The sequence below is a fragment of the Kitasatospora sp. NPDC058218 genome (assembly GCF_042882445.1).
Classification (GTDB): domain Bacteria; phylum Actinomycetota; class Actinomycetes; order Streptomycetales; family Streptomycetaceae; genus Kitasatospora.
Genome location: NZ_JBHVWC010000091.1, coordinates 1 through 11,110, shown reverse-complemented (window position 1 = coordinate 11,110; position 11,110 = coordinate 1). Strand labels below are relative to the sequence as shown.

The 11,110-nt window shown below is 74.1% G+C and carries 12 protein-coding genes; 6 read left to right on the top strand and 6 right to left on the bottom strand.

The features are described 5' to 3' along the window. Nucleotides 1-144: 144 nt before the first annotated feature. The 5 genes from ACFVYI_RS38700 to ACFVYI_RS38680 all read right to left on the bottom strand — a co-directional run bounded on the left by ACFVYI_RS38700 (nt 145) and on the right by ACFVYI_RS38680 (nt 4,805). Nucleotides 145-372, bottom strand: a complete 228-nt coding sequence (locus ACFVYI_RS38700) for a hypothetical protein (protein ID WP_387894330.1) — start codon at nt 370-372, stop codon at nt 145-147. Between the two features lie 41 nt (nt 373-413). After that, entirely contained in the window at nt 414-1,331 is a 918-nt protein-coding gene (locus tag ACFVYI_RS38695; protein WP_387894328.1) for a hypothetical protein, read from the bottom strand. After that, nucleotides 1,318-1,839 (bottom strand): SigE family RNA polymerase sigma factor, encoded by a 522-nt coding sequence (locus ACFVYI_RS38690; protein WP_387894326.1) that lies wholly within the window; start codon nt 1,837-1,839, stop codon nt 1,318-1,320. Before ACFVYI_RS38690 ends, ACFVYI_RS38695 begins: the two co-directional genes overlap by 14 nt. Before the next feature lie 456 nt (nt 1,840-2,295). Continuing rightward, nucleotides 2,296-3,819 carry a M1 family metallopeptidase gene (locus ACFVYI_RS38685; protein ID WP_387894372.1) on the bottom strand — a complete coding sequence of 508 codons (1,524 nt, stop codon included), beginning with the start codon at nt 3,817-3,819 and terminating at the stop codon, nt 2,296-2,298. A gap of 446 nt (nt 3,820-4,265) precedes the next feature. Further along, nucleotides 4,266-4,805 (bottom strand): GNAT family N-acetyltransferase, encoded by a 540-nt coding sequence (locus ACFVYI_RS38680; RefSeq protein ID WP_387894324.1) that lies wholly within the window; start codon nt 4,803-4,805, stop codon nt 4,266-4,268. 136 nt (nt 4,806-4,941) lie between these two features. Here ACFVYI_RS38680 and ACFVYI_RS38675 point away from each other — a divergent pair, with 136 nt between their 5' ends. From ACFVYI_RS38675 to ACFVYI_RS38660, 4 genes are all read left to right on the top strand, one after another. Beyond that, nucleotides 4,942-5,616: an ArsR/SmtB family transcription factor gene (locus ACFVYI_RS38675; RefSeq protein WP_387894322.1), complete on the top strand. Its 675-nt coding sequence runs from the start codon at nt 4,942-4,944 to the stop codon at nt 5,614-5,616. Next, nucleotides 5,613-6,350, top strand: coding sequence for an SRPBCC domain-containing protein (locus ACFVYI_RS38670; protein WP_387894320.1), 738 nt, complete (start codon nt 5,613-5,615; stop codon nt 6,348-6,350). Before ACFVYI_RS38675 ends, ACFVYI_RS38670 begins: the two co-directional genes overlap by 4 nt. A gap of 83 nt (nt 6,351-6,433) precedes the next feature. Then, nucleotides 6,434-7,006: a dihydrofolate reductase family protein gene (locus tag ACFVYI_RS38665; protein ID WP_387894318.1), complete on the top strand. Its 573-nt coding sequence runs from the start codon at nt 6,434-6,436 to the stop codon at nt 7,004-7,006. A gap of 168 nt (nt 7,007-7,174) precedes the next feature. Then, complete coding sequence (locus ACFVYI_RS38660) at nt 7,175-8,122, top strand: polysaccharide deacetylase family protein (RefSeq protein WP_387894316.1); 948 nt, start codon at nt 7,175-7,177, stop codon at nt 8,120-8,122. Between the two features lie 174 nt (nt 8,123-8,296). On the opposite strand, the gene ACFVYI_RS38655 is transcribed toward ACFVYI_RS38660, so the two are convergent. Further along, a complete protein-coding gene (locus ACFVYI_RS38655; protein WP_387894314.1) occupies nt 8,297-8,791 on the bottom strand; it encodes a hypothetical protein in 495 nt (164 codons plus the stop codon). On the opposite strand from ACFVYI_RS38655, the gene ACFVYI_RS38650 reads away from it, so the two are divergent. Both ACFVYI_RS38650 and ACFVYI_RS38645 read left to right on the top strand, forming a co-directional pair. After that, on the top strand, nt 8,775-9,500 hold the full coding sequence (locus ACFVYI_RS38650; protein WP_387894313.1) for a hypothetical protein: 726 nt from the start codon (nt 8,775-8,777) through the stop codon (nt 9,498-9,500). The two genes, ACFVYI_RS38655 and ACFVYI_RS38650, sit on opposite strands and share 17 nt — an antisense overlap. A gap of 363 nt (nt 9,501-9,863) precedes the next feature. Then, nucleotides 9,864-11,015 carry a hypothetical protein gene (locus ACFVYI_RS38645; protein WP_387894311.1) on the top strand — a complete coding sequence of 384 codons (1,152 nt, stop codon included), beginning with the start codon at nt 9,864-9,866 and terminating at the stop codon, nt 11,013-11,015. The last annotated feature ends 95 nt before the right edge of the window (nt 11,016-11,110 follow it).

Here is an 11,110-nt window from a genome sequence, read left to right as displayed (position 1 = left end):
ACGCCCCCCCGGGCGCGCGCCGGCCCCGGGCCCGGCGCGCCCCCGCCGGGCCCACCACCCCCCCGCCGCCCGCGGCCCCGGCCGCGCTCCCCGGCCGGCCCCGCGCCGTTGCCGGGGCGCCGTCCGACGGCCCCGGCCTCGGGATCACCCCGAGCAGCCCCGGGCCGGGGGCGGGGAGGCGATGCGGCAGGCCCGTCGGGGCCGGTCGCCCTTGAGCGGGCGCCGCCGCGCGCAGGCCCGCTGGGACGGCGGGCGGCACTCCCGGGGGCTCGGTGCCGAGGTGGGGGGAGAGGAGACCGGGCTCGGTGCGGTGGGCGTACAGCCCACCAGGAGCAGCACCAGACCGACGAGGATCCGACGGAACAGGGCCATGGCGGGACCGCCTTCGGGACGCAGGGGGTGAGGGGGAGCGCTCAGTCGAGCGAGCTGCCGGTGGCGACGACGGAGGCGCCGCCCGTGGTGCGGACCGAGTCGACGACTCGTTGGACCAGCTCCACCGTCCGGGCGGAGGGGCGGTTCAGGCAGGCGGTCAGCTCGACGACCGCCGCCGTGCCGCCCACGGTGACGGTCCGGTGGCCGGTGAGCTGGCGGGTGCCACCGCGCAGGCCGCAGCCCTTGTCGAGCGCGGTGTCCTCGGCGGCAGTCGCCTTCCCGGCCAGCTTCTGGACGTGGGCCGGGTCGTCGAGCAGGGTCACGGCGATCAGCACGGTGTCGGTGTCCAACGCCTCCAGCGGCGCGCAGTCGCTCTGCCAGGGCGGACAGTAGGGGGCGACCGACAGCGGCTTGTTGGCCGTGTACCCGGTGCTCTTCGGCGCTCCGCCGGGCGTCATGATCAGGGTGGACCAGCCCCGCGGTACGTCGAGGATCACCCTGCCGACCTCCGTGAACAGCACGGACCGTGCGCCGTCGAAGGAGCTCGGAACGCTGCTCGGCGAGACGCTCGGTGAGTTGCTCGCGGCTGTCGGTGGCGGGCTCGGTGACGGCGCCTCGGCGACGGGCCCGACCGAGGTCGGTCCGCCGGTCGCGGGGTGCAGGACGGTGTTCGACGGTGCGGGCGCGGTGGCCGGAGCGGCGGCCAGCGCGGCGGCGACCAGGCCCCCGGTCAGCCCGGCCCCGAGGCCGGCCACCCGGCGCCGGCGGCGGGTGCGGTCGGCGCGTTCGCGGACCCGGTCCATCCGGTCGGCGGGTGCGGGGAGGTCCGGGGCGGCCCGCTGCAACAGCACGCGCAGCTCGTCCTCCACCTCGGCGTCGGCCAGCCAGGGGCGGTCGCCGTCGCCGTCGCCGGGCCCGGGGCGGTCGGCACCGGAGCGGTCGAAGTCAGACCAGCTCACGGCGTCCCCCGTCCAGCAGCAGCTCGCGGGCGGGCAGCTTCCCGCGCAGGGCCTGCAGTGCCCGGTGCGTCTGGCTCTTGACCGTGCCCGTCGTGCAGCCCAGGGCCTCGGCGGTCTCCTCGACGCTCAGGTCCTCGAAGTACCGCAGCACGACCACCGCGCGCTGGCGCGGCGGGAGCGCCCGGACGGCGGCGGCCACCACCTGACCGACCACCAGCTCCTCGAACGGGTCCGAGCCCGTCGGTTGCTCCGGCAGTTCGCCGTGCGGCAGCTCCCCGTGCCAACGGCGCCGCCACCAGGAGACGTGCGAGTTCACCAGCACCCGCCGGACGTAGGCCTCCGGCCGGTCGATGGAGATCTTCTCCCACCGGGGCCAGACCTTGGCGAGCGCTGTCTGCAGCAGGTCCTCGGCGAGGTGCGGATCGCCGGTCAGCAGCCATGCCATGCGCAGCAGGCGCGGGCTGCGGGTGGCGACGAACTCCTCGAAGTCCGGTGTCGCTTCCCTCATCGTGCCGCCCCCGCCATGGTGCTCCCGCCGTTCCTGCCGTCGCCGGCCGTGGCGGCCGTGTCGTCGTTGTCCTTCTCACGGCTGCTGAACGCGATGGGAGCCCGTCCGGGTTGCCTGCCGAGGGCACCCATTTTCCAGCGGCGTGTCGCGGGCGGGAGGGGCGGGGTGCCGCCGGCCGTCCGGGCGGGTCGGCGGGCGGCCTCCGCGTGGACGTTGGACGGCCCGCGAGCCGGCCGGAACTCGGCCGGGCGGCGGGCGGGCCGTGAGACCACGATGCGCCCGCGGGCCCCGGCCGTACAGGGGCGCGCACCGGGCGTCCGGGCGCACCGGACCGGCGCGCCGGGCGTACGGCGGGGCCGCGCGGACCACGGGGGCCCCGGGAGTGCCTCCGCGCACCACGGGCATTGCGGTGAGGGGCCGAGGGCGCGGCTCGGCGGTCACCCCGGGGGTGCCGGCTCAGAGCGTGCCGGTGCCGTGCGGCGCGGGAGTGAGCACTCCGTCCGCGCGGTCGGACCGGGTGACCGGCATGACGGTCCAGTCCGGGTGGCCCGGCATGGCCGGGGTCCGGTCGCCGTAGAGCCACTCGGTGAGGAAGCCGGAGAGGTCCTGGCCGGACACCTCCGAGGCGGTGCGGATGTAGTCCGCGGTGGTGGCCGTGCCGTCCCGGTGCTGTTGCAGGAACGTCCGCTCGATCCGGTCGAAGACGGCCGCGCCGACCCGCTCGCGCAGGGCGAACAGCACCAGCGCGCCACCGGTGTACCGCTGGCTGTCGAAGAGGTCGGCGGCGGTCGGCGAGGCGACCGGCCCGGAGTCGTGGCGCCACTGGTCGCCCTTGGCGTACACGTCGCGCATCCGGTCGGTCAGGGTGCTGAAACCGCCGGTGTCCGGCCAGCCGCGCTCGTACCGGTACATCAGGCCGTAGAAGTCGGCGTGGCCCTCGTTCAGCCAGAGGTCCGCCCAGGTGCGCGGCGAGACGCTGTCGCCGAACCACGAGTGCACCAGCTCGTGCATCATGTGCGAGCCGATCACGGGCTCGGGTTGGCGCAGGAAGTTCGGCTTGTAGAGCGTGAGGGTCTGCGTCTCCAGCCCGGTGAAGTCGAAGGCGGCCGGGTCGTCGGTGTCGACGGGCAGCAGTCCGTACGTCTCGAACGGGAACGGCCCGAGGTGCTGTTCGGCCCATTCCAGCTGGCCGGGGGTGAGTGCGAGGGCCGGCTCCAGGTCGGCGGCGCGTGCGGTCGGGACGACGTCGCGCAGCGGCAGCCCGCCCGGGCCGGTGCGCTCGCGCACCGTGTAGTCGCCGACCGACACCTGCACCAGCTCGGTGGCCATCGGCTCGCGCGAGTCGTACCGGCGGGTGGTCTGCCCGCCGTCGCGCCGCTCGGTGGCGGTGAGGTGGCCGTTGGCCACCCCGAGCAGGCCGTCCGGGGCGGTGACGGCGATGGTGAAGCCGGCCTTGTCGCTCGGGTGGTCGTTGCACGGGAACACGGTGTGCGCGCCGTCGGGCTGGCCGGCCACCGCGAAGCCGTCGGAGGTGGGCACCCAGCCGGTGTGCGGCAGCTTCGCCGCGGGGTCGGCCGAATAGTCGACCGTCACCCGTACGGAGGCGCCGCGGCGCACCGCCCGGGCCGGGACGACGGTCAGCTTCTCGTCGTGCGCCCGGAACGCGGCCGGCCGGCCGTCGACCCGGACGGCGTGCACGTCGAGGCCGAGTGCGTCCAGTTCCAGCCCCGGCAGCGGGGTGAGCGCGCGGGCGGTCAGGACGGCGGTGCCGTCCACGGTGCGGGTGTCGGGGCGGTAGCGGAGGTCGAGGTCGTAGCCGAGCACGTCGTAGCCCGCGTTCCCGAGCAGGGGGAACACCGGGTCGCCGACGCCGGCCGGCACCGGGGCGTCCGTCGGGGCGGCGCCCGCCGGCACGGTGGCGCCGAGCACCGCCGCGGCGAGTGCCAGGGCGATGACGAGGCTGGAGCGCGGCCTGGCCAGGGTGATCACCGCATTTCGTGTCGTGTCCCGGGGTGCGGCACCGGCGTGGTCGGTGTCGCAGAGCGACCTTTCGAGCACGGATCGTAGCGGATCGGTCGGACGGTCCGGGAGGCCGCGCGACACGCGGCATCCCCCGGACGGCCCACCGTGGTAGCCGAGCGGCTGCGGGCTGTCATAGCGTTCGAAGTGCCCCGCCCCCTGACGGACGGGGCCACGGCCGTCGGAGTACCTGGCCAGGTCCGGCGGCCGTTCTTCATGCTCTCACCCCCGCCCGCCACGCGACTTTCGGGCGGGGGCGGGGGCGGGGGCGGGGGCGCGGACCGGAGCCCCGGTCGTCGCCGCGTTCTGCCTGCCGCCGCCCCGTCACGGACGCGGTCCGTGGGCCCCGTGATCGGCCGCACCGACGCCCACCCGCCCAGCGCCTGACCGGCGCGCCGGCGTCGGGCTCAACTGCCCTGGGGGGCCTGCTCGGTGAGGTCCTTGCCGTACCAGATCTGGGCGTACGGGCCGCTGCTGTACGCCGGTATCTCGCGGTAGCCGTGCCGGGTGTAGAGCGCGCGGGCCTCGACCAGGTCGAGCCGGGTGTCCAGCACGATGCGCTCGGCGCCGAGCGCGCGGGCGGCCTCGTCCACGGCGGCGAGCAGGTGCCGGCCGCCGCCGGTGCCGCGCGCCTCGTGCCGGACGAAGACCCTGGTCAGCTCCACCGTGCCGGCTTCGATCACCCGAAGGCCGGCGCAGGCCTGCGGTGCGCCGCCGTGGCGGCCGAGCAGGAAGGCCCCGGTCGGCCCGGCGAGGTCGTCGCTCGGGGAGTCGGCCAGGCCGGACTCGATCTCCTCGGCCGTGCCGTCCCGGCCCAGGTGCAGCCGGTAGTACCGGTTGGCGACGTCGGTGTAGTACTCGCGCAGCAGTGCCAGCGCCTCCGCCGAGCCCACGTCGGCCGGGGTGACGGTCCAGGGGGCGGGTGTCTGCGCAGTGATGAACTCCATCCGCGCATTGTCGGTGCCGTGCGGCGCCCGCCGCGAGCGGTTTTCCGAGGTGAGCGGCCTGTCGGGCCGGCCGGTCCGACTCACCGACAAATTCTCTTGTCTTGACAAGAAGTTCTGTCGGCTGGATCCTGGAGGAGTGCTGGACGTCGCCGTGATCGAAGAACCCGCCGCAGCGGAGGCGGCCCTGGACCCGATGCGGTCCCGGGTCCTCGCCGCCCTGGCCGAGCCCGGCTCGGCGGCCATGCTGGCCGTCCGCCTGGGGCTGCCCCGGCAGAAGGTCAACTACCACCTGAAGGAGCTGGAGCGGCACGGGCTGGTCGAGCTCGCCGAGGAGCGACGCAAGGGCAACGTCACCGAGCGGGTGTACCGCGCCACCGCCGCCTCCTACGTGATCTCCCCCAGCGCCCTGGCCACCCTCAGTCCGGATCCCGCCAGGTCTCCCGACCAGCTCTCCGCCCGCTGGTTGCTGGCGCTGGGAGCCCGACTGGTGCAGGAGGTCGGGGCGCTGCTCGGCGGCGCCGCCAGGGCGCGGCAGCGGGTCGCGACCTTCGGCATCGACGCCGAGGTGCGCTTCGCCTCCGCGGCCGACCGGGCGGCCTTCGCGGACGAACTCGCCCAGGCGGTCGCGGCCCTCGTCGGCCGCTACCACGACGAGTCCGCCCCGGGGGGCCGGCGCAGCCGCCTGGTCGTCGGGCTCCACCAGATCCCCGCGTCCACCCCCGGTGCCCCGGGGGGCACGGCCGGCCCGCGGCCGGAGGCCGGGGAGGCACACCCACACGAACCCGAAGCAGGACAGGACGACCGACCATGACGCACCCGTTCGAGATCGAACTGGAGACGACCCTGCCGGCGAGCCCGGAACAGGTCTGGGAGGCGATCGCGACCGGACCGGGGATCGACTCCTGGTTCATGGGACGCAACGAGGTGGAGCCGCGCGAGGGCGGCGTCGCCGCCATTGCCACCGCGGGCCACCGGGAGGAGGCGGTGGTCACCGCCTACGAGCCCGGCAAGCGCTTCGCGACCCGTACGTCCCCCGGCGAGGACGGCCGGTTCATGGCCTTCGAGTACCTGATCGAGGGAAGGGGCCGGGGCAGCACCGTGCTCCGTGTCGTCCACAGCGGCCTGCTCGGCGACGACTGGCAGGACGAGTACGACGCCCTGCGTCGCGGCTGGCCCTTCCACCTGCACACGCTCCACGAGTACCTGGCCCACTTCCCCGATCGTGCCGGGGTGCCCGTCTTCGCGATGGCGCTGCCGCGGGGGAGGGCTCCGCGGGAGGTGGGGGCGGCCGTCCTGCACGGGCTGTCGCTGCCGGTCCCGGCCGCCGTGGGCGCCCGGGCGCACGCGGAGCCGGCCGGCCTGGCGCCGCTGGACGGCGACGTGGTCTGGGCGGACGACGAGCGCGTCGGGATCCGCACCGCCGACGGGCTCTACACCTTCCACCACGGCTCCGGCGTGGTGCTCATGTTCCACCACCTGTTCGGGCCGGACGCGGACGGGGCCGAGGCCGCCTGGCAGCAGTGGCTGAACGGTCTCCTGGCCTGACGGCCGCACGGCGCACGTCCCCGGCCGCTCCGCACCGACCACGAGCATGTCGAAGACCGACACGAGACAGCAAGGAAAGACTCATGCGCACCCTGATCAGCACCGCCTTCATCTCGCTCGACGGGGTCGTGGAGGGCCCCGGCGGTGAGCCCGGCTACCGCAACTCCGGATGGACCTTCAAGGACGTCGAGTTCCTCCCCGAGGCGTTCGACATCAAGGGGCGGGAGCAGCAGGAGTCCGCCGCGGTCCTGCTGGGCCGGGTCAGCTACCAGGCGTTCAGCCCGGTGTGGCCGGACATGGCCGAGTTCGCCCACTACCGGTCCCTGCCGAAGTACGTCGTCTCCACCACCCTCACCGAGGAGGAGCTCGTCCCGAACTGGGGCGAGACCACGATCCTGCGCACCCTCGACGAGGTCGCCGCCCTCAAGGAGACCGAGGGCGGCCCCATCATCGTCCACGGCAGTGCCTCCCTGAACCACGCCCTCTCGGACGCCGGCCTGATCGACCGTTACCACCTGCTCGTCTTTCCGCTGCTGCTCGGCGCGGGCAAGCGGCTGTTCAGCGCCACGGACAAGGACGCGAAGAAGTTGAAGCTGGTCGAGCACGCGGTGTACGCCAACGGCCTGCAGCTGAACGTCCTCGACGTCGTCCGCTGACGAGGGCCGGCGAGCCGCCCGAGCCGCGCGCGCCGTGGGCCGGGCGGGTGACGGGGGGATTGGCCGTCCGGCGTGTCGGGGGAGCAGTGCTCCATGGACACACCATCAGATCATCGTATTAATGGGGGACTGAGGGGAAGTCACCGGGCCAGGACCGGCCTCCTGGCCGTGGTCTGCCTGTCGGCAGTGGTCGCCGGCTGCGCCGCACCGACCGGGCGGGAGGCGCCGTCCTCGCGGGCCGGCAGGAGCGCCGCGCCCGTCGAGGCGGGCGCGGGCTCCGCCTCCGCCGGCTCCACCGCCGACCGGGGTGCGCCCCGACCCCCGGCCGTGCCGCTGGCACTGCCGGGCCTGGCCCGGTCGGAGGAGGAGAGCAGCAGCGAGGCGGTGGCCCGACGGGAGACGGCCGGCCGCGCGGCGCTGGAGACCGCGCACCGCTGGGGCGTGGACCGGCTGCCCCTGGAGGCGCCCCAGCGGCCGGTGTCCAAGCCGGAGCTGAAGCCGGTGCAGGGGGTGAAGCTCCAGGACGGACGCCCGCCGGTGGTCTACCGCGTCCCGACCGACGAGAAGATCGTCTTCCTGACCGTCGACGACGGTGCCGAGAAGGATCCGGAGTTCTCCCGGATGGCGGCGGAGCTCGGGGTCCCGCTCAGCACCTTCGTCGCCGACTACCTCGCGCGCGAGGACTACGGCTACTTCCGCGACCTCGCCGCCCAGGGCGACGCCGTGAACAACCACACCATCAACCACCGCAACCTCAAGGTGCTCGGCTACGACCAGCAGCGGGACGAGATCTGCCGCCAGCAGGACCGGCTGGAGGAGCAGATCGGCACCCGCCCCAGGCTGTTCCGGCCCCCGTACGGCGAGTACAACGACGACACCCTGCGGGCCGCCGGCTCCTGCGGCATCGAGGCGGTGCCGCTCTGGAACGAGGAGGCCTTCCCCGACCACATGGAGTACCGCTACGACGACCAGCGGCTGCACTCGGGCGACATCATCCTCACCCACTTCCGTGGCACCGACCTGTGGCCGGGCACCATGCCCGACCTGCTCCGCAAGGTCGTGAACGAGGTCACCTCGCAGGGCTTCGCCCTCGCCCGCCTGGACGACTACCTGTAGCCCGTCGGCCGCGGGCGTCGGCCGACTCCCGCGGCGAGGAGGCGACCGGCCGGCCCCGTGCCTGCGGGGAGGGCTCCTCTCGCCGCCGGGCCGTCTCCGCAGCGCACGCCCGCACCCTCATGGCTGATCCCCCGAGCGCGCCGGTTCCGTGACGGACAAGGGGTCACAAGTGCGTCACGGGTGCTTCCCCTTGCGGTGACCTGCCGAAATGCTTCGCCCGTGACGTTTCCCCTCTCCCGCCGGCTGGCCTGGCAACTGCTCGCCGCGCTGCTCGCCCCGTTCGCCTTCCTCGCGCTGAGGGACGGTGATCTCGCCGCCCGGATCGGCATCCTGCTCGGCATCGGGGTCGGCCTGCTGTTCCCCGACGTGTGGAGCCTGCTGTTCCACCGGGCGGCCGGCGCCCGGCTGATACTCGTCCGCTACGGCCGCGGCCGCAGGCTGGCCTCGACCGCCATCGCAGGCGTGCCCGTCGAGATCGGCCTGGTGCCCGCCGCCGAGCTGACGATCTTCCTCGAGATCACCCCCGCCCCGCGGTTGCGCCTGCGCCTGTGGCTGCACTCCGCGGCGCTGTTGACGGTCCAGCTCGGCCTCGGCGCGCTGCTCGCCGCACACCCGTGGGGCTTCGCCCGGGGGGCTCGGGATCTCCCTGTTGGTGACCACCGTCGTCACCAACCTGCGCTACCAGGCCGGTCCGCTCAGCCCGCTGTGGGGTGCACTCGGCCTCACGCTGCGGCACAACCTGATCGAAGACCAGCTGCGCCACCCCGATCTGGTGCGTGCGGAGCGGCTGATGATTCGGGGCCGGATCGGCGAGGCCCGCCGACTGCTCGACCTGGTACCCGCATCGGCTCGGGCGAACGGCACCCGGGCGAGCGTCCTGCTCGCCGAGGGCCGGTACGAGGAGGCGGACGCCGAAGCCCGGGAACTGCTGCACATCCATCAGGGAGCCTGCCGCGCCATCGGCTACCAGTTGACGGCGGCCGCGGCGGTGGCCGCCGGAGAAGCCGGCGAGCTGCCCGCGCGGGAGGTCCGGCACCGCGTCGCGCTGGCGCTCATCGGCCTCAACGGCGACGGCTCCGAGCCCGAACCGCGCGTCATGCACAAGTACGCGCAGACCGCCGCCGACGCCGAACTGCTCGACGGGCGACCCGAGTCGGCCGCCCGGCTGGCCAAGCGCTGGAGCACCTTCGTCAGTTCGCCATTCTGGCGCGCCGACGCCTGCTGCACCCTGGCCGCCGCACTCACCGCCCTCGGCCGCTACGACGAGGCCCGCGCCGCTCTGGCCCGGGCTCGTAAGCAGTGCCCGGAGCTGGCGCGCGCCGCTCGTCTGGAGGAACTGCTGAACGCGGCGGAGCGGGACACGGTTCCCGCCCGCTGAACGCACTCGCCGCGGTACGGCAGCAGCGGCCGAAGCACACGGCGACCGCTGAGGGGCCGCACCCCTGTGTCGGCACCGGACCCACTGCTTCCCGCCCGCGAGGGGGTTCCCTTCGGGTCAACGCCGACCGCCAGGTCTCTGCTCCTGGTCCTCCCCGCGCCCGCGGGGAGGACCAGGAGCAGAGTCCCACGGGAACGAGTGGCTGCTGTTCACCATCGCGGGAGGCATCGCAGGGCACGGACTCGAACACTGGGTGAGTCGCCCCGTCGTGACGGCGCTTCGGCACCGTGAAGGGCGAGGAAACCCGCTGGTCGAGCTGCCACGGAGCTGCGACCATGGCCCTGTTTCCCGGCCGGAGGATCTTTGTTCGTTTTCGTGTGTGCGGGGTGCGGCGCCGAGTTGACCGCCCCGTTGTCCGAGGTCGCCCTTCCGGTCCACGCTCATCAGACGTACGGGAACGGGATCCAGCTCCCGGTGCTCATGGAGTCGGGGACCTTCGCCGTCGACCCGGAGCCCTGGGGGCCGCCATGGCGCAGGTGGGAGCAGATCGATTCGGATGAGGCAGCCGCGCGCGGTGTCCACGCGCCGGTCCCCGCCCTGTCCGACGGCGAGCCCGGCGCGATCGTCATCGCGCCCGGAGACATGCGTGGCACCCTGCTGATCCCCGAGAAGCGCGGTGGTGCCTGCTGCGGCCTTGCCGGCGGCGACGGCCCCAACATGGTGTGCGAGGCGTGTGCCCTGCCCGTGGCGACCAGGATCGACGACTGCTCGCTCTGGCAGGCGGTATGGCTCACCCCGAACGCCGTGGACCGGCTCCCCGTCGGCGGCGCCGACACCGAACCGCGCTCCTGGAAGGAGTTGATGGAGGAGGCGAGGGGCACACCCCCGTACGAGTCGATCGTCACGTGGGGGTCGGGGCTAGGGTCGAGCCATCACCTGTCATGGAGCCCGCAGTGGGAGGCGGCGGCCGGCCGGGCGCTCGCCCACCTGCTGGTGGCCTCCGAAGGACAGCCGGTGACCGTCCCGAACGGCATGGTCAAGGAGATGTTCCAACGCGCCCTCGATGCCCTCCTGCCCACGGGTCGGCAGGTCCGGCGCGCCGTCCTGGCCGGTCCAGGACTGCCCGTTCCCGACGCGGGCGTCGACATCCTGCTCGTGCCGGTCCACCCGCAGACGGGTCGGAGCTGGACCCCCACCGGCCTGACCGCACCGGCCTACCCGGTGCCGCTCCCGTTCGGGGTGTGGCGGTGGCTGGTCTCTCCCCGGTCGCCGCTACCGGTTCCCGGATCCGGCCGCGTACCCGACGACGTCCTCCGCGAGCCGGTCGGCCGACGCCTCAGGGCCGGCAGCGGCTGGTGGCCGGACTTCGACGACTCGTTCCCGCTGCGCCCCCAGTACGCGTTCCGGGCCGATCCTCGAACGTTCCAGCACACCCTGGCCCGGCTGCCGGCCGTGCGCAGCCCGTGGCTGCACGAGATCCTCGACCTTACGCTGGACATGCGCTCCCGCCTCTAGCCTCGCGCTTTCACGAAGCGGCTCGTCCGACGGGTGGTCAGGAAAGCAGAAAGTGCCTCTGACCAGCAAGAATGAGGATTGTCGAGGTCCTTGTT